21 protein-coding genes are annotated in these 19,982 nt (G+C 37.9%); 5 read left to right on the top strand and 16 right to left on the bottom strand.

Annotated elements, in window-relative coordinates; translation table 11 throughout:
* Positions 1-64 precede the first annotated feature (64 nt).
* Complete coding sequence (locus FRZ67_RS10415) at positions 65-952, bottom strand: 3-hydroxyacyl-CoA dehydrogenase family protein (RefSeq protein ID WP_147189491.1); 888 nt, start codon at positions 950-952, stop codon at positions 65-67.
* A gap of 272 nt (positions 953-1,224) precedes the next feature.
* Between FRZ67_RS10415 and FRZ67_RS23610 the strand changes: the two genes are divergently transcribed.
* On the top strand, positions 1,225-1,833 hold the full coding sequence (locus tag FRZ67_RS23610) for a MerR family transcriptional regulator (protein ID WP_225975572.1): 609 nt from the start codon (positions 1,225-1,227) through the stop codon (positions 1,831-1,833).
* Positions 1,830-2,363, top strand: a complete 534-nt coding sequence (locus tag FRZ67_RS10405; RefSeq protein WP_147189490.1) for a thioredoxin family protein — start codon at positions 1,830-1,832, stop codon at positions 2,361-2,363. The genes FRZ67_RS23610 and FRZ67_RS10405 overlap by 4 nt, the downstream gene beginning before the upstream one ends.
* Positions 2,364-2,372: 9 nt before the next feature.
* Here FRZ67_RS10405 and FRZ67_RS10400 read toward each other — a convergent pair whose 3' ends face one another.
* The 7 genes from FRZ67_RS10400 to rsfS form a co-directional block, all read right to left on the bottom strand.
* Positions 2,373-3,464: a mechanosensitive ion channel family protein gene (locus FRZ67_RS10400; RefSeq protein WP_147189489.1), complete on the bottom strand. Its 1,092-nt coding sequence runs from the start codon at positions 3,462-3,464 to the stop codon at positions 2,373-2,375.
* Between the two features lie 7 nt (positions 3,465-3,471).
* Complete coding sequence (locus FRZ67_RS10395) at positions 3,472-4,284, bottom strand: hypothetical protein (RefSeq protein ID WP_147189488.1); 813 nt, start codon at positions 4,282-4,284, stop codon at positions 3,472-3,474.
* On the bottom strand, positions 4,272-5,030 hold the full coding sequence (locus FRZ67_RS10390; protein WP_147189487.1) for a UDP-2,3-diacylglucosamine diphosphatase: 759 nt from the start codon (positions 5,028-5,030) through the stop codon (positions 4,272-4,274). The genes FRZ67_RS10395 and FRZ67_RS10390 overlap by 13 nt, the downstream gene beginning before the upstream one ends.
* The gene (locus FRZ67_RS10385; protein WP_147189486.1) at positions 5,027-5,470 is read right to left on the bottom strand and encodes a gamma-glutamylcyclotransferase family protein; all 444 of its coding nucleotides are present in this window, start codon (positions 5,468-5,470) and stop codon (positions 5,027-5,029) included. Before FRZ67_RS10385 ends, FRZ67_RS10390 begins: the two co-directional genes overlap by 4 nt.
* Positions 5,471-5,484: 14 nt before the next feature.
* Complete coding sequence (locus tag FRZ67_RS10380; RefSeq protein ID WP_147189485.1) at positions 5,485-6,123, bottom strand: LutC/YkgG family protein; 639 nt, start codon at positions 6,121-6,123, stop codon at positions 5,485-5,487.
* A gap of 166 nt (positions 6,124-6,289) precedes the next feature.
* Positions 6,290-8,371, bottom strand: a complete 2,082-nt coding sequence (ftsH, locus tag FRZ67_RS10375) for an ATP-dependent zinc metalloprotease FtsH (RefSeq protein WP_147189484.1) — start codon at positions 8,369-8,371, stop codon at positions 6,290-6,292.
* Between the two features lie 70 nt (positions 8,372-8,441).
* Positions 8,442-8,849 carry a ribosome silencing factor gene (gene rsfS, locus FRZ67_RS10370; RefSeq protein WP_147189483.1) on the bottom strand — a complete coding sequence of 136 codons (408 nt, stop codon included), beginning with the start codon at positions 8,847-8,849 and terminating at the stop codon, positions 8,442-8,444.
* 213 nt (positions 8,850-9,062) lie between these two features.
* Between rsfS and FRZ67_RS10365 the strand changes: the two genes are divergently transcribed.
* Positions 9,063-9,821 (top strand): biotin--[acetyl-CoA-carboxylase] ligase, encoded by a 759-nt coding sequence (locus tag FRZ67_RS10365; protein ID WP_225975571.1) that lies wholly within the window; start codon positions 9,063-9,065, stop codon positions 9,819-9,821.
* Here the strand turns inward: FRZ67_RS10365 and FRZ67_RS10360 are convergent.
* Entirely contained in the window at positions 9,814-10,131 is a 318-nt protein-coding gene (locus FRZ67_RS10360; RefSeq protein WP_147189482.1) for a DUF4157 domain-containing protein, read from the bottom strand. The two genes, FRZ67_RS10365 and FRZ67_RS10360, sit on opposite strands and share 8 nt — an antisense overlap.
* A 364-nt stretch (positions 10,132-10,495) precedes the next feature.
* Between FRZ67_RS10360 and FRZ67_RS10355 the strand changes: the two genes are divergently transcribed.
* Positions 10,496-11,374, top strand: a complete 879-nt coding sequence (locus tag FRZ67_RS10355; RefSeq protein WP_147189481.1) for an OmpA/MotB family protein — start codon at positions 10,496-10,498, stop codon at positions 11,372-11,374.
* A 143-nt stretch (positions 11,375-11,517) separates the two neighbouring features.
* On the opposite strand, the gene FRZ67_RS10350 is transcribed toward FRZ67_RS10355, so the two are convergent.
* The 6 genes from FRZ67_RS10350 to FRZ67_RS10325 form a co-directional block, all read right to left on the bottom strand.
* Positions 11,518-12,207, bottom strand: a complete 690-nt coding sequence (locus FRZ67_RS10350; RefSeq protein ID WP_147189480.1) for an alpha/beta fold hydrolase — start codon at positions 12,205-12,207, stop codon at positions 11,518-11,520.
* Between the two features lie 21 nt (positions 12,208-12,228).
* Positions 12,229-12,921: a 3-keto-disaccharide hydrolase gene (locus FRZ67_RS10345; RefSeq protein WP_147189479.1), complete on the bottom strand. Its 693-nt coding sequence runs from the start codon at positions 12,919-12,921 to the stop codon at positions 12,229-12,231.
* A gap of 53 nt (positions 12,922-12,974) precedes the next feature.
* Complete coding sequence (locus FRZ67_RS10340) at positions 12,975-13,517, bottom strand: GNAT family N-acetyltransferase (RefSeq protein ID WP_147189478.1); 543 nt, start codon at positions 13,515-13,517, stop codon at positions 12,975-12,977.
* A 115-nt stretch (positions 13,518-13,632) separates the two neighbouring features.
* Positions 13,633-14,544 carry a peptidase associated/transthyretin-like domain-containing protein gene (locus tag FRZ67_RS10335; protein ID WP_147189477.1) on the bottom strand — a complete coding sequence of 304 codons (912 nt, stop codon included), beginning with the start codon at positions 14,542-14,544 and terminating at the stop codon, positions 13,633-13,635.
* A gap of 189 nt (positions 14,545-14,733) precedes the next feature.
* Positions 14,734-15,960, bottom strand: a complete 1,227-nt coding sequence (locus FRZ67_RS10330; RefSeq protein WP_147189476.1) for a radical SAM protein — start codon at positions 15,958-15,960, stop codon at positions 14,734-14,736.
* 122 nt (positions 15,961-16,082) lie between these two features.
* Positions 16,083-17,750: a hypothetical protein gene (locus FRZ67_RS10325; RefSeq protein ID WP_147189475.1), complete on the bottom strand. Its 1,668-nt coding sequence runs from the start codon at positions 17,748-17,750 to the stop codon at positions 16,083-16,085.
* 241 nt (positions 17,751-17,991) lie between these two features.
* Here FRZ67_RS10325 and FRZ67_RS10320 point away from each other — a divergent pair, with 241 nt between their 5' ends.
* Entirely contained in the window at positions 17,992-18,984 is a 993-nt protein-coding gene (locus tag FRZ67_RS10320; protein WP_147189474.1) for a helix-turn-helix domain-containing protein, read from the top strand.
* Between the two features lie 89 nt (positions 18,985-19,073).
* Here the strand turns inward: FRZ67_RS10320 and FRZ67_RS10315 are convergent, their stop codons facing one another.
* Positions 19,074-19,967: a flavin reductase family protein gene (locus tag FRZ67_RS10315; RefSeq protein ID WP_147189473.1), complete on the bottom strand. Its 894-nt coding sequence runs from the start codon at positions 19,965-19,967 to the stop codon at positions 19,074-19,076.
* Positions 19,968-19,982: the final 15 nt, after the last annotated feature.

The raw sequence follows: 19,982 nt of genomic DNA, 5'->3' as shown, positions 1-19,982 counted from the left end.
TTTGTATATCGTTCCTTGCGTCGCACACTTGTACTACAGTAAGTAATGCAACAGTAATTATTATTTACCTGAACCTTTCACTTACCAGAAGGTCTTTGCTACCTGCCGTGTAAGTATAAAAGCCTTCGCCGCTTTTTACACCAAATTTACCCGCAACTACCATATTTACCAGTAACGGACATGGCGCATATTTAGGATTGCCAAAACCTTCATATAAAACATTCAGAATACTGTGGCAAACATCAAGGCCTATAAAATCTGCAAGCTGCAAAGGACCCATCGGGTGAGCCATGCCCAATTTCATAATTGTATCAATCGCTTCAACACCAGCAATGCCTTCGTATAAACTGTAGATTGCTTCGTTGATCATCGGCATCAATATCTTATTGGCGATAAATCCGGGAAAATCATTAACCACACAAGGTACTTTACCTAACTGTTTACTTAAATCAACAATTGCAGCTGTTACTTCTTTTGCAGTTGCATAACCATTAATGATCTCTACCAGTTTCATTACCGGCACAGGGTTCATGAAATGCATGCCTATAACCAATTGCGGCCTTTTTGTTACCGCAGCAATTTTTGTTATGGATATTGAAGATGTATTTGATGCAAGTATTGTTGATGCAGGTGCAGCTTCATCAACCTGTTTAAAAATTTTTAGTTTCAAATCAACATTTTCTGTCGCGGCTTCTATCACAAGCTCTGCATTTTGTACACCCGCAGCAATATCTGTTTGCGTGTTTATGTTTGCTAATGCAGATTGCTTTTGTGTTTCTGTTAGTGTCCCTTTGGCAATTTGCCTGTCTAAATTTTTTGTAATGATTTGTATAGCTTTTTCTAATTGTGCTGCATTCACATCAATAAGTGTAACGGTAAAACCACTTTGTGCAAATACATGTGCAATGCCATTGCCCATGGTACCTGCACCTACGACTGAAACGTTTTTCATATGCTGAGAATATTTTATCCGTGATGGCGGATGTTTTAAAATCGTTTAGCAATTTCTGTTGCTGCAAAGTAATATGTTCCTGTTGTAAAAGTGAAATATATACACTAATGTATTGACTGCTGCAATAATTGCTATAGTACAAGTGTGCGACGCAACAGGAGTACAATAGCCGGCAGAACGTCGGGTACATAATAATCTAATGACTGCACAAGTTTTGCACAATGTTTGCGAGGGTTATGCATCACTGCTATAATCATCAGTATTTTTACAGTATGCAACAGTTAGATCTATTTGCAGGTATACAGGAGCCACCATCGCCAAAACAAGCAGAGAAAAAAGCTATTGATACTGCTGTTGAAGAAATAAAAGTGCTGCAGGAAATTGAATCTTTACCTGAAAAGGAAGAGGTAGCTGTTGTTCCTGAATTTATTCCTGTTGAAAAAGTTGCTGTGGTGGAGAATGTTCCATCAATACCAAACGGAAGTAAACGTGGCAGGAAATCTTTCAAAGAAATGGATGCAGAAATTGTAATGGTTGAAGTGCCGGATGATGATATTCTTTTTCAAAAACAGTATTATGCTATAAGCGAGGTGGCAAAATGGTTTCATGTAAATCAATCTTTACTGCGTTATTGGGAAAATGAGTTTTCTGTTTTAAAACCACGCAAAACAAGAAAGGGAGACAGGCTTTTCAGGCCTGAAGATGTAAAAAATTTACAATTGATCTATTACCTGCTGCGCCAAAGAAAATTTTCTATTGAAGGTGCAAGACAATATTTAAAGGACAATAAAAAGAAGGCAGACACACAGATGCAGCTCATACAATCTTTAACAAAATTCAGGGCATTTCTTTTAGAATGGAAGGCTAATTTAGGGGTATGAGAAAAATGGCAGCCTTCATTTTTAGTACACTTTCTTTTCTATTAACCACGACAATAGTTACTGCACAACTACGCAGCTATGAAATAAGTACGGATGCAGAAAATGGCTCTAAGGTTTTAAAAGGCCTGTTAACGAGGGCTGATATACAAAATGATACTGCATTCAAATGGTTCAATGATAATATGAAACTAGGCCAGGTAAACGCAGCCGCTGTTGATGCTTTTAAAAAGCATCAACAGGGTATACAGTTGGTTGTATTTGGTGGTACCTGGTGTGAAGACACACAAAATCTGTTGCCGGTATTTTACAGGCTGATTGATAAAAGCAATTTCCCTGACAGCAGTATTACTCTTATTGGCGTTGACCGGCCTAAAACAACACTTTATAATCTGCACAAAGCTTTTAATGTAACAAAGGCACCTACGTTTATTGTTTTAAAAGATGGTAAAGAAGTTGGCCGTGTTGAGGAATATGGAAAATATGGCCAGATAGATAAAGAACTTGGAGAGATTGTTGCTTCTATACAATAATTACCGGTATTACTCTTTTTGCTTTACTACAACGTCGGTGTTTGCAGCTGCAAGTTCTACCCCATTTTTATTCAGCAATTCTATTACGGCAAAATTGATCTCTTCCCGTAGGGCATTAAACTCGCTTATGTTTTGTTGCATAGTAGTGAAATATTCAATAGAAATAATGTGTGCATTTTTTCCTGTATCGCTTAGAAATACGGTACTGTTCTCTATTGTATCTTTTTGCAGCAACGTTTTTATCGCCGGAATTATTTTTCTTAATTGCTCAATACCTGCGGATAGGTCTATTTCCAGTTTTACTTCTGCTCTTCTTTGTGTGCGCAATGTTATGTTGTCAAGAATAGTATCAACCATTTGCTTGTTGGGAACAGTGATAAAAGTCTTATGGTCTGTACGTATGCGTGTACTGCGTAAACCGATCTTTTCCACGTTACCTGTAAAACCCTGCACTTTAACAAGGTCGCCGGTAGTAAAAGGTTTATCGAAAAATATTATAAAAGAAGCGATAAGATTTTCAAGACTTTCCTTTGTGGCAAGTGCTATTGCCGCCCCTACAATACTTAAACCTGTAACCAGTTTGCTAATGTCGTAATGAAAAGTAAAGCGCAACAGTAACATGATACCAAGTATATAGAGCAGCACTTTGAAAAAGTCCCGGAAAAAAATAACCAATTGATTATCGCTCTGGTCGGCAGTAAGGTTTGCCTTTTCTTCAAATATCATAGCAGCATATTTCACAAATCTTATGCACAACCTTATAAATGTAATGATCAGCGCTATGCTTGCAATTCCATCCAGCAGGTCTTTTGTCGTTGCTTTATATATCTTGACTTGAAGAATTTCCGGCATTGCCAGTTTGTCGAGTGTAATTACAATTATGAACGTAATGAAAAATGCATCCAGCGGGGAAACGATCAGATCAATAAATGCCTGTCTCCGGAATTGCTTTTCCTTTTTGGTGAAAAGCCTAAACAATAAACCTGCGAGATATTTGGATATGATTCTTTTAATGATCAGCACAACTAATATAAACCCAAATACCTCAATATAGAGTTGTACGGTATTGTTTAAGATCTTTAACTGAAGAATATCGTTCATGCTTTTTCTATTGAATGCGGTATTGACTTAATTCATTTTTTGTCAACACATAAAGTTTATCAGATACCTGTTGAATTTTTGTAGCATTTGAAATACCCAGGTTTGCTTTTCGTTCGCTGAAGGTTTCTGGATTTATAGTATAGAAATAATTGTTCACAAAACCTGACAATGTATTCCCGGAGGCTTTCACATCATTCCATCCCGGAACGTCAATATGCTTTTTATAAGCACCATAATAATCAAAAATAAGCCAGCCTTTCTTTACGTCATAAAGGTATAAAGTGCCGTCTGCATCAATGATCTGCTGTGGATTGTAAGCGTAGGAAAATAATACCCTGAAATCTGCTGATTCAAGTAACACATTACCATTATCGTCGATCTTTTTTATTTTGCTGTTAAGCTCATCAAACACCCAATAATTGTTATCGTAACTCTGCGCAACAGCCCTGGCCTGCAATATACCGGCACTACGAAGGTCTATTGTATTACGGATATTAAGAAACCGGTCGAGTACAAGAATAGTAGTAAAGTCGCGGTAATATATAACCATCTTTAAAGGGTTATTTACATCAACCATATAAACATCTCCGTAGCGGCGTACATCATTAAATATGCCAACAGAATCAAAATGCTGGTCAAGTTTTTTTATTTGATTATTTGCTGAAATAAGAAATATATTACCAAAATTATCCGTATAAAAATCTTTGAAGCTACCGCTAATAGTCTTTTGCTTTATAAGATGAAATGCAGTGTCCTGGCCCGAAGTAAATACAGGTTGCAAGATCAGAACTAAAAAATATAGGCTTATTACTCTTCCCATTTTTTCAGGTATAATTCACTGCCATCAAAATATGCGTAAGTAAAATCACGTATCCAATCGCCAAGATTTATATAACGGCTATGGCTGCTTAATTGAAAGTCTAATGGAAAGTGGCGATGGCCGAAAATGAAAAAATCAAAATGTTCTTTTGCCAATACTTCCCTGCAAAAAACGATCAGCCATTCCTTTTCTTCGCCCAAAAATATTTTATCGCTCTGCATGGTCTTGATGCGACTCTTACCACTAAAATAATTTGCCAGTCCAATGCCCCATGTGGGATGTAACTGGCCAAAGAGCCACTGGCAAAACCTGCTTCGAAAAATTTTCTTCAGCATTTTATATTTATGATCACCTGGCCCAAGACCATCGCCGTGACCTATATAAAAACGTTTGTCGTTCCATTCAAATATATTAGGTTCATAATAAACGGGAATATTGAGTTCCTTTTCAAAATAGCCTGCCATCCACATATCATGATTGCCCACAAAGAAATGAACCGGTATACCGCTGTCAGTTATTTCTGCAAGCTTTCCAAGAATGCGTACATAACCTTTGGGAATAACAGTTTTATATTCATACCAGAAATCAAACATATCTCCAAGCAAAAATATTTCAGCAGCATCTTTTCTTGCTGCTTCAAGGAAAGCAACAATTTTTTTTTCACGAACAAGACTGCTTGCATAATCAGGTATTCCCAGGTGAAAATCAGAAATGAAATATATTTTTTTACCTTCAGGAATATTCATGTTGATTGTTTGTATTTCTCCCGTATATATTGCATAACATCTCCTGAAGCTATAACTGGCCTGCCACTAATATCTCCGTTATACCAATAAACCCATGCATGCTTTATATCTCCGGTGTCGGCAAAAACTGTTGTCATCTCTCTTTGGAATAACACCTTTTCCCCTTCATCTTCTTCCGGGAACAAACCTTCATATTCGTCAAGCTGCTCTATAGCCCAGTTAAATTCATCTTCATTATTGATGACATATAACTCACCGATAATATAATGCTCTTCTTCACATGGAGTAGCTGCCGGGTATTCTCCCATATCACTCAGGGTACCTTTAATTTTTCCATTGCACACAAAAGAAAAGTACTTGCTGATATATTGGTGCACAGCATGATGAAATCCTTTGCGCAGAGAGCCATACACAAATAAATGGTGTTGATCCTGTTTCATAAAAGCACTTATAATTATGAGTGTTCAATCAAAAAGCAAAAAACTTCTTTGGGGCCATGCACACCAACAACCAACGTTTTTTCTATATCAGCGGTTCTGCTGGGGCCTGTAGCCAAAGTTATGAGAGAAGGTAGTTGTTCAGAATATTTTTCTTTTACTTTAAGCAATGCATCTTTTATATCGTATACCAGTTGATCTGTATAAGCAATACAAATATGCACGGGTGCATATACACTTACTGTTCGGCCACTTTGCTGTGTACTGCTTAGCATAATGCTGCCGGTTCTTGCAACCAGGAATTCGCAATCCGTTATAGAAGCATCACAATTAGGAAGGTCATTGCTGTAGTTGACAATAAAACCGTTTTTTGAAAGTATTTCACGCAGTGCTGAATCGTTACAAAAAATATTGTCCCATTTGCGTGTTGCACATAACTCTTTTAACTGCTTTACTAATTCCAACTCATTCAGGCAATAAGAAAATCTTCCCTGCAGATTGGTAAAATTTTCTGCAAATGTTATTTCCGGGTCTTCTGTCGCAGGTTGAAATACGCTGTCGTTGCCTTCACTTTGCGGAAACGGAACAGGCACTGGTGTTGCCAATGCCTGTCTTATTTTTTTTAATATTTTTTCTTTTGAAGCGGATACTTTCATAATGCTCTGCTTAAAAGATATTTTATTTTATGAACCCAACTTTAGGTATTCTATTAAACTTTCGTTGCGTCGCACCCTTCAGCGTTCAGATCATTATTTGAACATAAAGTACAAGTGAGTGACACAACCGGCGATGTCCAAAGAACTGCAGTTTGCCAACAAATATTTACCCTTCTGCTTTCATTGGCGGAACGGAAACACCGCTATCGTAAGGCGGTACTCCTTCACTAACGGCGCCTTTGCCGGAATGATGTTCTTCAGTTCCGTTCTTGTCCACATCAAGTAGTTTCTTCTCTTCAAACGGGCGCTTGCCAATCAATGCTTCTACGTCACTTTGAAACAATACTTCCTTCTTCAATAATTCCTGCGCCAGTTTTTCTACTTCAACCCTGCGTTCAGTTAATAATGCTTTTGTTCTTTCGTATGCCGAGTCAATTAATTTTCTTACTTCTTCATCGATCAGTTTACCCGTTTCTTCACTGTATGGTTTGGTAAAAGTATTTTCCTGTGTAGGATCGTAGAAACTAACATTACCTACTTTCTCGTTCATGCCATATACAGTGATCATGGAATATGCCATACGTGTTATCTGCTGCAGATCGTTCGATGCACCTGTAGAGATCTTATGGAAGAATATCTCTTCGCTTGCACGGCCACCGAGCGTCATGCAAATCTGATCGATAAGCTGATCTGTGTTATATAAATATTGCTCTTTTGGTGTGTACTGCGCATAACCTAAGGCCGCCGTACCTCTTGGAACAATAGTTACTTTCAGTAAAGGATAAGCATGTTCCAGGAACCAGCCACATATTGCATGGCCTGCTTCGTGGTATGCAATGATCTCCTTTTCTTCAGGAAGAATGATCTTATTTTTCTTTTCAAGTCCACCGATCACACGGTCAATAGCATCCTGGAAATCGCTCATATCAACAGCATCTTTTCCTTTTCGCGCTGCTATTAATGCAGCTTCATTACAAACGTTGGCAATGTCCGCACCAGCAAAACCAGGTGTTTGTTCTGCCAGTTTATGAATATCGAGTGTTTGAGAAATTTTGATTGGTTTCAAATGCACTTTAAAGATCGCTTCACGGCCTTTTACATCAGGTTTGTCGATAGAAATTTGCCTGTCAAAACGCCCCGGTCTAAGCAGCGCACTATCCAATACATCCGGCCTGTTGGTAGCCGCAAGAATGATGATGCCTGCATCACCAGCAAAGCCATCCATTTCTACCAGTAACTGGTTCAATGTATTTTCACGTTCGTCATTGCTCATGATGGCATTACGGCCACGTGCACGGCCAATAGCATCAATCTCATCTATGAATATGATACAAGGTGCTTTTTCTCTCGCCTGTTTAAACAGGTCGCGAACACGGCTTGCGCCCACACCTACAAACATCTCTACGAAATCGCTACCACTGAGGCTGAAGAAAGGAACTTGTGCTTCACCAGCCATAGCCTTTGCAAGCAATGTTTTACCAGTACCCGGAGGACCAATAAGTAATGCGCCTTTTGGAATTTTACCACCGAGTGCAGTATATTTTTTTGGGCTCTTGAGGAAATCAACGATCTCCATCACCTCAACTTTGGCTTCATCCAAACCGGCAACATCTGCAAACGTAATGTTTACTTTAGTGCCTTTATCAAACAGCTGCGCTTTTGATTTACCGATACTGAATATACCGCCGGCACCACCGCCACCAGCAGGGCCACCAACTTTACGCATCAGCAATACCCAAAGGCCGATAAAAAATAATACGGTCAGGATAGTTTGTGCTACCGGACCCAGCCATTCACCTTCATTAATCGTTTTTGTTGGAACCTGCTTTACGGTTGGATTTTCTTTGTAAAAATTATTTAGATCGCTGTTGAAACTTTCCCAATCTGTAACCTGAAACTCGAATAACGGGCTTGTATTACTTGCAGGAACAGCTTTTTTAAGTTTATCCTGGTAATAAGGTTTTTTGAGACTATCACTGTAAATATATATTCTTACAATCTCTTTGTTTTTAACAAGATCTATCTTTTCAACATCACCTTTTGCAAGCATGGTATCTTTAAAGGCAAGTGGTGAAACGCTTCCGGAGTCTACTGTATTGAAAGGATTAAAGAACTGGTATCCCAGTAATATAACAGCTATTAATGCATAAACCCAATATATACTGAAACGCGGGGGTTTTTTTGATCCCCTGTCATCGTTACCCCTGATTGGAAACCCGGGCTTTTGTTTATTATCTTCCTGTGCCATGTTTTATTGTTGCTTCTCTGAATGTATAAATGTTTTTTTTGAAGAAAAGTTGTATGGAGCAAAGTAAATATTATCCGTCATTATGCTCTGTTAAAGCTGCATCGCTCCACATTTCTTCCAGCTTGTAGAATTTTCTTGTTTCGGGTTGCATTACGTGCACCACAATGTTTACGTAGTCGATCAGTATCCATTGAGAAGCTTGCTGGCCTTCATGCTTGTAAGGGTTTTCACCACAATTCTTCTTTACCACATCTTCAATATTATCTGCTATTGCTTTTACCTGTGTGTTGCTGGTAGCCTGGCAAATGACAAAAAAATCTGCCACCGCTTCCGGTATTTTTCTCAGATCGAGCGATACAATCTGTTCTCCCTTCTTCTGTTGGATAGCAGTGATAATGGATTTGAAAATTTTTGAGTTCCTGGTAAGCCTCGTTAAACCTGGTTTTTTACGGTTGGCCAAAAGAGATAAAGTTTCCAATAATCAATAAGTTTGATAAATAATTATATGCTTTTTGAACCAGACTTTTGTGCTATTCCTAACTTCTGTTGCGTCGCACACTTCATGGTTCTGTTTTCAATCAGCAAAAAGAGGTTGTATGATGTTATTTGTTATTTCTTATGTAGTAAGTACAATAACCCACACTTTTATTACAAACTCCTCACCTAAATTTGGGCAAAAATAGTAATTCTTTTGCCTGTCTCATCCACAAATAATATAATCGGAAATCCGCTGATAGAATTCAATTCAGTTGCAAGTACCAACAACTATGCCATGCAACTGGTTCACAAGGGCTTGGCACAACATGGTGCAGCTATTTTTGCGCATGAACAAACGGCCGGAAAAGGGCAGCGTGGCAGGCAATGGCATTCACAGGCAGGAGAAAATATAATTTTGTCTGTAATACTCAATACCAGTGAGTTGCAGGTTTCCAGTCAGTTTTTATTAAGTATGGCGACAGCACTTGCAGTGTATGATTTTTTCAATAGTTATGTAATAGATGAAACTGCTGTTAAATGGCCTAATGATTTGTATTGGCGTGACAGAAAGGCAGGAGGCATACTTATCGAAAGTATTGTTACCGGTAAGGAATGGCAGTGGGCAGTAGTCGGAATAGGAATTAATGTTAACCAGGTAATGTTCAATGAAGATGTTACAAATGCAGTTTCTTTAAAACAAATAACTGGTAAACATTACAAACCCATAGAACTTGCAAAAGAGGTTTGTAATTTCCTGCACACACAATACCAACGGCTTCTAAACGAAAGCAGCAAATCAATAATAACAGCGTATAACGATGTGCTTTATAAAAAAGGACAAGTGGTTACCCTAAAAAAAAACAGTGCAGTGTTTAATTGCACGGTAAAAGGCGTAAATGCTTTTGGACAATTAATTACCGAATCTGCAACAGAACAGCTATTCAATGTTGGCGAAGTGCAATGGGTTATTTGACCTGCACCAAAGAAGAAAGTGCAGATTCATTTTCGTACAATCTTGCTTCTTCTTCAAACTTATTTCTATGGTAGCCTTTTTTTAAAGACTCCCATAAATACAGTGCCATAAATTTAAAACATCCATGTTCGCGGTATTGCAATACATGCACCAGTTCATGCTGAAGCCACTTTTTGTTTTCCAGAAATTCTTCTTTGCCTGTATTCCACAGATGAATAATGTTGCAGGTTACAATCGCTACTTTCTTTTGTTTTAAAAACAAGGTGGCAATCCAGGCGATCAATGACCGCTCTTTGATGGAAATTTTCAATTCACTTAAATTTAGAGCTACACTTAAACATATTTTGTACCATACTATAAAATATTTTGCATTGTTGCCATAAAATTTAACTGTACAAGTGTGCGACGCAACAACAGATGCCATATGCTTTTGAAGCTATGTACCTGATTTTCTTGATCACAAAACGGCAAACTGCTGAATCATAGTCATTAATGCATTACAATGTAGCAATTTTATTTTAGTAAGCTGAATGACATAATTTTTTCAAACTGTTTACAACAGCCATGTATTAACAAAAGTTACAAAAATCTATATAGTTTAGTAATTACATTTGTTGCCAAAATTCCTACAGCATATTAACTCAATAATTGTTCACCTTCAAAACATGAATCTCATGAGAATTAAAAATGGAATTATGCTTGGCTTGTTACCGGTTGTTTTGTTTTCCTGCGTCAGCTCAAAGAAATTTAAAGAAGCTGAAGCAAAATACACACAATTAAATGGCGCTTATGCAGAAATGCAGGGCAAGCTTCGTGATTGTGAAAGCAACCTGAATAATGCAAACAATGACATCAGTAAAAAGAAAGGCGAAATTGATGCTTTGAACACACAGATCGATCTGTTGAAACAAAATAATAATGCAGCGCTTAAACAATTGCAGGACCTTTCTGTAATATCCGGTGCACAGGCAGAAAGCATCAAAAAATCACTGGACAATATTGGCGCAAAAGATATGTATATAAAAGATCTTCAAAGTGAGATGGCCCGCAAAGATTCTTTGAACATGGCGCTGGTAATGAATCTCAAGGGTGCAGTTGGTGATTTGAATGATCAGGATATTAATATTAAAGTTGACAAAGGTGTCGTATTCATAGACATCTCTGATAAACTTCTTTTCAAGAGCGGAAGCTTTGATCTTACAGACCAGGCAAAAGTTGTATTGGGCAAAGTAGCCAAGGTGTTGCTTAACCAACCAAATATAGAATTTATGGTAGAAGGCCATACTGATAATGTGCCTTATAAAAAGAATGCTTACCTGCTGGACAACTGGGATCTTAGCGTAAAGAGAGCAACATCTGTTGTACGTGTATTGCAGAATGATTATGGTATTCCGCCTGCACGTATGGCCGCTGCAGGAAGAAGCGAATACTTACCTGTTACCAGCAACGATACACCGGAAGGCAAAGCGGCAAACCGCAGAACAAGAATTGTTATTTTACCTCAGTTAGACCAGTTCTTTAAATTACTGGAACCTAATGGTGGCAGGCAATAGAACAGGTTTATAATACTTAACAAAAAACCATCACCATTTAAAAGGTGATGGTTTTTTGTTTTATACACTTAGCTTTTGTACTGCTATTAAACTTTGGTTGTGTCACTCACTTGTACAGTTTGATCTGTATTCAGCAAATGCAATTAGTGCAACAAAAAATTTCTGATAATATAAGAAAGCATATCAGTATCTACCTGTTCAATAGGGTGAGATGTGTTGGGCAACACACTCAATTGTGCATTGGGTAAATTTTTATAAACTGCAATCGTTTCTTCCAGTGTAACCATCTTGTCTCTGTCTCCAAGCATTAATAAAGATGAAGTAGCAATTGAATTATAATCATTAATACTTAGGGTATTGTTGCGGCCAAGATTCATCATCATTTCAGCAGTTTTTTGTAATAATAATTTCCAGTCCGAAGGTGCATGTCTTGCAGCAAGTTGCTGTGCAAAGGCAGGAACTTTTAATTCAATTGCAGCAGCGTCAAGCATCTTTACTTCTTTAGCAGCAATAGTTTCATCCCAATGAAATTTAGACGCAAGGGTAACATTCTTCTTTACTTTATCAGCAGCATGCTTTGCAATATACATCGCTACATAGCCGCCCATACTGTACCCGAAAATATTTGCCTGCTCAATATTTTGCGTAAGCATATAATGCAATACATCTTTAGCATACAACTCAATTGATAATGATGTTCCTGGTATTGGTGTTCCACCATGCGCACTAAAATTCAACGTATGAATAATAAAATCATCCTTTAATTTTTCAGTCAGTGGTTCAAACTGATCCTTTGCACCAAACGCACCGTGCAGTAGTAATAGATGTTGCATGAAATAAAAATAGAGAATATCTTATTTCAATTCTTTGATCTTAATATTTCTGAAATAAATAGGCGCGCCGGCATGTTTTCCCTGGAAACCAATATGCCCGGTTAAGGGAATTTCTGCCAGCGGGTTACTTAACCAGGATGGTATATCACTGCCATCTGGGTTTTTCTTTGCAGAAGTGTATAAGCTCATATCAAAAGTATTTACCAGTTCACCGTTTAATACGATCCATATTTTTCTATCGATACAGGTAATAGTATAATGATTCCATTCTCCCGGATGTTTTACAGTGCGTTTACTGGCCGCCTGGTGGCCAAACACTGCTGCGCATTGCCAGGTAGGTACAGCTTTACTCCACTCTGCAGAGTAATCATCAGCAATTTGTATTTCAACTGAATGTGGTATCCATTCTTCCATATTACTTGCATGAACAATTACGCCACTATTGGTACCGTCTGCTGTTTTAAATTCAAGGTCGAGTATAAAGTTGTTATACGTTTTTTCGCTCCACAATGCTTCATCAGCGCTGGCTGTAAAAACACCATCAGCAACGGTCCATATTCCTTTTGGAAAGAGTGCATTCGAAAGATCCGTATTAAACATATCAACCCAACCCGGGCCTGAAGTGTCCGGATGTTTAGAATGATCATCCTGGGCAAAAAGCATACCGGCAGAAAAACAAAACAATGCAATTAGAAGAGACCTGTTCTTTATCATAATGGTGAGATTATAGTTAGCAATAAAGGTAAGGTGATAAGCAAAGCAATTTTTTACAATTGCTTGTTCAATATTAGCCTCTGGGCAATTATCTTTTCGAGTACTATAAATTCAAGCGCTTGTGTGGGTACACCAAAACGTTCTTCAACAGGGAATGGTTTTGTTTCACCGGTATTAACATAGCCATGTCTTTTATACCATGCTATTAATTCTTGACGCACAGAAATTACGGTCATATAAACAGCTTCGCATTGTCGCTCATTTGCAAATGCTTCTGCGGCTTGTAATAACTTTTTACCAATACCCTGCGACTGTGCGGCCGGCGAAACACTAAGCATGCCAAGATAAATTTTATGATCTTTCTGCTCCAGGTAAACACAACCGGTTATTTCATCCCGCTCATTTGTGAATTTCAGAATAACAGCATTTTTGTTTTGGAATTGTTTTAAAAGGGTTGGTTCATCTGTTCGTAAATCTCCTTTTAAAAGATGTGCTTCAGTGGTCCAGCCCTTGGTGGATGCTTCTCCGCGATAGGCACTGTTAACAAGCTTAAGCAATGCTGATATATCTTCTATATTAGCTTTTGTTATTGGCATAACGCAAACTTAATTAAAGATTGGAATTGTATTAAACTGCTCAATTATTAACAATGCGTTGAAGTGTGCGACGCAAGAAAAGTTTTATTGGAGCGTTGCAGCCTGTGCCAAAAAATTACTCTTTGCAAAACAGTATAGTAAACTTTGCAGCGGGCCGCATAAAATATCTTTCATATTTTTTACTGTACTGCGCTATATCTGCATTGTTTAAAATATAGAAAGCTCCTTCGTCTTCATTGTTTACATACTGCATGCTCAGCGACCATCTGTGGCTTAGATCATTTAGCCATTTAAGCTTTTCATCAGTGCTGTGCATAGTTTTATATTGTTCAGCATATTCGGGCGGGTAAATAAATTCAAACCCAAACACGATCCAGTCTTTGGGAAACTCAATTGTTTTGTCGGGCAATTCAAAATCATTCCAGCCGGATTTATATGGGTAAACAATTATGCTGGTATCAGTAAGTTCTTTACCCGGCATATGCAGATCATTATTCCACTCATACCAATGCAGGCGAATGGGTATTTGAAGATTAGGAGATTTTTCATCGAGTAAGAGACTAAGTTTTTTTAAATAGCTGTTACGGCCCGTAGTGTTGTAGTAGCGTGACATGATGACCAATCTTGTCTCAGGTCCTGGCCCTACATATTGTTTTATGCGGCCTTTTTTCTTGTTGAGCGTAAATGATTCGTACCGCGGGCAGTTGGAAACAAAAACCGGCTGCAAGGATTGCTCTTCCCTTATCATTTTTACAATAAAACCAGATGATAAAGCACCCACTGGTAAAAGCTGGTTTACATAACCGAGGTATTGTATAACAACAGAATCATTCTTTTTAAGTGAATCTGTGGTTAATGTAAAATAGCCATTTATATCTGTATAAGTTACCCGCAACCTGTTATCATAAATAACTATGGCGTAAGCAAGTGGCTTATTGTTTACTGCATCAACTACACGGGGTATTATGGTTTGCGCTTTTGTAAATAGAGAGCATATAATAAATAACGGCGATAGTAACCTTTTCATGTACCGAAGTTATTAAGCACATTTCAATGTTCAGAAGAATATTTATGAACCGGACTTAATAACTATGTGCATCGTTCCTTGCGTCGCACACTTGTACAATTTCAATATTACTCAGCAATGCTAAAAAAGATGGCAATTTGGTTTTTCTTTCAATACATAAGTAATCAGTGATCGGTTGTTTGAATATCATCACACAATGTTTCCATACCTGGGGCATAGATTTTCTTTTACAGGTATTTCTTTCTTTGCTGATTTAAGTACGGTGGCAATATTGTACGATGCTGTATGACAAAAAGGGCACGCATGTACATCACCAGCACTGTCTATATAAACACTGCGGCTGCCACTGTAACAGCCAATCCTGCGCTGATGATAACCATGATACATTACCGTAGGATAATCCTTATAAGTGGCATCATGATTTACAATTTTGAAAAATGTTTCCAGTTGCTGAACATGTTCTTCTTCCAGCAGTACATCTTTATCTGCATAATGGCCAACATTCTTAGGTTCTAGTAGTTGCACAAAATGCACGCCCAGCGTTTTAGCAAATTCAAAATATGGGATCAGGTGCCCGCCGTTGATAAAGGCTTTGGTTACGCAAACACTAAGCGCAGTTACCATGCCCGCCTTTAGTGATGCCTGCACACCTTCTACAGCTTTGAAAAATATATCAGCATGGTTACGGAAGCCATTGTGTAATTCAGGTATATAATGATCAATGCTTACGATAATTCCTTTGCAGCCCGCTTCTTTTAAAAGCGCTGCATTGGTTGCAGTAAGATTAAAACCGGATGTTACCACATAGCATTCGCTTTTGTTTTTTGCATGCTTTATCACTTCAATAAGATCATGCACCCGCACCAATGGTTCACCACCACTGAAGTGTATCTGCAGCACACCTTGTTGTTGATAAATATCTACGATCTCTTTTAATTCATGCTGCGTAAATGTTTCTTTTTTATTCAGGTTATCCCATTCGAAACAATGCTCGCAACGCATGGGGCATTTTCTTGTAACGGCCAGGAAAATAAAAGTGAGTTTGTCAGTTGCTGATAATGGTTTTGCATGCCTTAGTAATTCATTTTTTATTAATGAATCGTATGCTGCAGATGGCCAGCCCGGTGTGTACAGGTTGAAATAATATCTTCCATGCACACGGTATATTTTGTTTATAGCTATGCCCCATGTTTTCCTTCTCAGCTCAAGCATAGCTTTGTAGGTTCTCCATATTAATACTGGTTTTTTTAGTGTAATGCAGGCAATAAAAAAGATACGCAGTTTTATCGCGAGCCATATAATGCTTCTTTCCATACCTTTAACTTTTGCATTATTTGACGCATCAACATCTTTTTTTATAACAATAGGCGCTTTTTTGTATTCATGATGCACTGCAGTTAATGAGAATGTTTGCATAAATAAAAATTACTCTGGTGAAAATATTTTTGATACCATGTGTACAATAAATAAACGAGGCGCTGAAGAGTGCGACGCAACCAAAGCTTTATAGTAGCAATGCTGCCGGACTCATAATCATATTATTTATTTGCCATTGCCTGCAGATCAGCCTGCATTGCTTCTTTGTACAGGTTTAAACTATATGTTGAAAGCGCACCTGGTTTTTTGAATTGCTCCAGGAAAGCTATATCCGGTTTGTTCTTATAATCACGCACATGCTCGTAATAACCTTTTGCATGTAGAATAAATGTTTGTGTTTTAGCAGTATCTTTTAACGGCGTGTAAGCATATTCAATGATAGCTGCGTTACCCGGCACGGGTTGTTCAAGAAAAGCATTGTCTTCTTTTTCAAGCGCAGGCATTACATTACTGCCGGTTTCATCTGTTGCTTTTATGGGCAATAATCTGGTAACCAGTAAAGGTGTCTCTGCTGAAAAATCAACGGCAGCATAGTCAATTTCCCAAAACATAAAACCGCTACTTAATTCAAGTGTTACAGTTTTACTGTTTATACCGGTAAGATCGATGGGGACAACTATTTCCCTTGTAGCTACGGGGCCAAATGTTGTAAGCTGTTGCTGTTTTTGCCAGCCTTGTGGCGTTTGCACTGAAATGGAAAGTGGTATCTGTTGTGCATTTGTCCACCGTTTAAGATCTTCTACAGGTTTCTTGTATTGCTGCTTTATAAAACTGGGATAATAAGAACCAAAACCTTCCGTCATTTTTCCATATGCAAGATCAAGCCAGTAAGAATTTTTTAGCCTCAGCACCAATTTTGCATTTGCTGCTGATGATGGTTTGGTAAACGTAAGCTGTAAGTTATTGCTGCCATTATTCAATGCCGTATCATTAAAATTATAAGTTTGATCATCCTTTTGATAGAGCAATAAAGGAAGTACATCACGCCCTGAAGCTGTTGCTGCAACCGGTATTTGAGGGTTTGAAATGCTGTAGAGGTTTCCTTGTTCATCAGTCATAACAGTAACATCTTTATCGTGTGTAACAACCATTAGTTCTGCCAGGTCTGTGAATTGTTTTTCTTTTAATTCATTGCTTATTTGCAATTGAAGTGTATTAGTTTTTGCAGGCGCCATCTTTAGTTTTATAAAATCATTCCTGCACAGTTGGGGGTAAATGGCTCCTCCATATATCTCTCCCTGTAATGACATTTCATTACCATCGTATGCACTTACAAACGGGCATGAGCTTTTAGTGGCCGCAATAATAACCGCTACTACTACTATTGCGCCTACAGTATATCCAATACTACCCAAGACCCAGCTTGTAGTAGTTTTACCTTTATTCTTTTCGAGCACTTCAATTTTTTGCACTTTATCTAATGCAAGTGTGTAGTTGCTGCCTGCAACAATAGCATCGTCATTTGCTATATACAGGTGTATCTCATCTAATACTGCCTTTTCCGGCTTATTTATTTTGTAACGCATATTGCCACCTCTGCCATTTTTGAGGTGTAACTGATGTTCCGGCTCAAGGCTGTCCAGCATACATGTAATTGACCTTTTATCCGGGCTTACTACCATATTGCTCATATGGTATGCTTTGCCGGGAGAAGTGCCTGAGCGCAAAACAAAATAACGCTGCGGATTTGCAGTAACTAAACTATCTGTATGGGCTGTGGCAACAGGTGTTTTGGAAACTTTGTAAAAACTCTGGCAGGAAGTGATAAAAGTAAGTGTGGCTGCAAAGAAGCAGAAGTATGCTACCCGCAACAGGTATGTTTTTCTCATAAGGGAATTATTTTGTCCTTAAAACTATGCTACTATTTCATGAGAGCATAATTGAATATCGCTTATAGCAATGAGCTGATACGCGTTTTGTACAAATAAAATAATCCACAACAGATTCAGAATTATAAAACAGCATCTTTTCTAAGCAGGCATTTGTTTATTACGATTTTTTACAATAAATTGTAAAAGCATGTTTTAATATTTAAACCGTTCCTTTTAAAGATATCTAGAAACCCCGCTTATGCAAAGTCTTCCTGCCCAGCAATACCTTTTTGCCCATGTCCGTGAAATATTACCTGCAAATGCATCATTGGCAGACAGCATAGCCTCTTTGCTTTCTGTAAGTAACGATAGCGCTTACAGGCGCATTCGTTGCGAAACAGCTCTAACGCTTGATGAAACCAAAATACTGGCAGAGCATTTTAATCTTTCCATAGACCAGTTACTGCATTTTAATAATAACTCTGTCTTATTTCAGAACAGCCGCATTACCGGAGAAAATACTTTTGAAAATTTTCTCAAAGGCCTTGAAGAACAATTGACGGCTATCCAGCATTTTGACAATCACGAGATCATCTATCTTACCAAAGACATCCATCTTTTTCAGACTTTTTATTTTCAGCCATTCTTCGCATTCCGTTATTTCTTCTGGATGAAATCTATCATTCAGCATCCTGATTACAGGAACAAACAATTCTCTTTTGATTGCCTTCCAAAGCATATAGAAAAAATGGGGCATAACATTACAAGACTTTACAACCGCTATTCATCTATTGAACTATGGAATACAGAATGTATCAACAGTATTCTTTTTCAAATAGAATATTATAGAGAGGTAGGGTTCTTTCGCTCCGCTGAAGATATTGATGTATTATATGAGTCGGTAATTGAAACGCTGGATCATTTATGCAGGCAGGCCGAGGCCGGATCAAAATTTTTGCCACATGAAAACCCGGAGCTTAAAAAAAATAATTTCCAGTTATATTATAACAGGGTAATACTTGCAGACAATACAATTTTTGTAAAGGTCGATAACAGGCCGGTCGTGTACCTAAACTATGATGTGTTGAATTATATGCAAACGAGTAATGAGCTATTTTGCAATGATACTTATGAAATGATGCAGAATCTCATCCGCCGTTCTACACTTATCAGTTCACAAAATGAAAGCCAGCGGTATAAATTTTTTAATGAAGTAAAACAAAAACTTATTGCACATAAAAATAAGCGGTAAATATTTTTTGTACCCGGCCATAATTTTTTTATAGCATCGCCTGTTGCGTCGCACTCTTATACTGCATAACTTAATGCATCATTAATGCTCTACAAAATTGTTCCCGAAAGCAACACTTGCCATGCTTCCCGAACTCTGCCGGCATCTAATAATTCTTTAGCATACATATGCAGTTCCTTTTCCATTTCATCAGGCATAAGAGAATAGTATTGAAAAATATTTTTGAGCTTATCGTCTTCAAACGCAGCATCAATTAGAGGCAGTTCATGTACATTGGCCAGCATGCCGATATTATTGCCGGTAAGAATGTTGCTGTTACGAATGCTTTCAGGTAATGCATCTACACCAATGCCTAACTGCACATTTGGTTTTGGTACCTGGAATAAATTATGTTCATTCACCACACTGTACCAGTTACCGCCTAATCTTGCTACCTGGTGAAACTTAAGCTGATCAATCATTGAATGATCTTCGTTAAGTATGCTTTCTTCTACATGCATGCAGATAACTTCTGCAATTACAAGGTTACCTGCACCGCCTTCATTTCCCAGCGGTTTTATTTCAAGCACTTTACATTCAAGTTTTACTTTGGCTTCTTTTACCATAGGTGGTTTTACATGCAACGCAGCTTGTTTTGTAAAGCCGGTTTTTATAAATTCATCAACGCCTTTTGGAAATTCGCAACTGGCAAGACTTATTTGCTGCACCATATCATAATCACAAATATTGATGACAACTTCAGGTACTTCTTCTATGTTTTGTAAGGTGTGTTTGGTGGTATTATCTCTTACTCTTCTTGCAGGTGAAAAAATAATTATTGGTGGACTAGAAGAAAACATATTGAAGAAACTAAACGGGCTAAGGTTTACATTACCTGCTTTATCAATAGTACTTGCAAATGCAATAGGTCTTGGTGCAATGGCATGCTGCAGCCAGTTTTGTTTTTCTACTGTTTTTAAATTATTTAATTCGAGTGTAAGCATGCTCAGTAAAATTCA

This window comes from Panacibacter ginsenosidivorans (assembly GCF_007971225.1).
GTDB lineage: Bacteria > Bacteroidota > Bacteroidia > Chitinophagales > Chitinophagaceae > Panacibacter > Panacibacter ginsenosidivorans.
This window is presented reverse-complemented; position numbering and strand designations above follow the sequence as displayed.

Excerpts from the sequence above, each read along its gene's own strand:
- FRZ67_RS10395 (WP_147189488.1), bottom strand. The coding sequence starts at position 4,284 with ATGGGAAGAGTAATAAGCCTATATTTTTTAGTTCTGATCTTGCAACCT.
- FRZ67_RS10315 (WP_147189473.1), bottom strand. The coding sequence starts at position 19,967 with ATGCTTACACTCGAATTAAATAATTTAAAAACAGTAGAAAAACAAAAC.
- FRZ67_RS10385 (WP_147189486.1), bottom strand. The coding sequence starts at position 5,470 with ATGAAACAGGATCAACACCATTTATTTGTGTATGGCTCTCTGCGCAAA.
- FRZ67_RS10325 (WP_147189475.1), bottom strand. The coding sequence starts at position 17,750 with ATGAGAAAAACATACCTGTTGCGGGTAGCATACTTCTGCTTCTTTGCA.
- FRZ67_RS10415 (WP_147189491.1), bottom strand. The coding sequence starts at position 952 with ATGAAAAACGTTTCAGTCGTAGGTGCAGGTACCATGGGCAATGGCATT.
- FRZ67_RS10400 (WP_147189489.1), bottom strand. The coding sequence starts at position 3,464 with ATGAACGATATTCTTCAGTTAAAGATCTTAAACAATACCGTACAACTC.
- FRZ67_RS23610 (WP_225975572.1), top strand. The coding sequence starts at position 1,225 with ATGCAACAGTTAGATCTATTTGCAGGTATACAGGAGCCACCATCGCCA.
- FRZ67_RS10340 (WP_147189478.1), bottom strand. The coding sequence starts at position 13,517 with ATGCCAATAACAAAAGCTAATATAGAAGATATATCAGCATTGCTTAAG.
- FRZ67_RS10350 (WP_147189480.1), bottom strand. The coding sequence starts at position 12,207 with ATGCAACATCTATTACTACTGCACGGTGCGTTTGGTGCAAAGGATCAG.
- FRZ67_RS10405 (WP_147189490.1), top strand. The coding sequence starts at position 1,830 with ATGAGAAAAATGGCAGCCTTCATTTTTAGTACACTTTCTTTTCTATTA.
- ftsH (WP_147189484.1), bottom strand. The coding sequence starts at position 8,371 with ATGGCACAGGAAGATAATAAACAAAAGCCCGGGTTTCCAATCAGGGGT.
- FRZ67_RS10390 (WP_147189487.1), bottom strand. The coding sequence starts at position 5,030 with ATGAATATTCCTGAAGGTAAAAAAATATATTTCATTTCTGATTTTCAC.
- FRZ67_RS10320 (WP_147189474.1), top strand. The coding sequence starts at position 17,992 with ATGCAAAGTCTTCCTGCCCAGCAATACCTTTTTGCCCATGTCCGTGAA.
- FRZ67_RS10335 (WP_147189477.1), bottom strand. The coding sequence starts at position 14,544 with ATGAAAAGGTTACTATCGCCGTTATTTATTATATGCTCTCTATTTACA.
- FRZ67_RS10345 (WP_147189479.1), bottom strand. The coding sequence starts at position 12,921 with ATGATAAAGAACAGGTCTCTTCTAATTGCATTGTTTTGTTTTTCTGCC.
- FRZ67_RS10330 (WP_147189476.1), bottom strand. The coding sequence starts at position 15,960 with ATGCAAACATTCTCATTAACTGCAGTGCATCATGAATACAAAAAAGCG.
- FRZ67_RS10380 (WP_147189485.1), bottom strand. The coding sequence starts at position 6,123 with ATGAAAGTATCCGCTTCAAAAGAAAAAATATTAAAAAAAATAAGACAG.
- FRZ67_RS10355 (WP_147189481.1), top strand. The coding sequence starts at position 10,496 with ATGAGAATTAAAAATGGAATTATGCTTGGCTTGTTACCGGTTGTTTTG.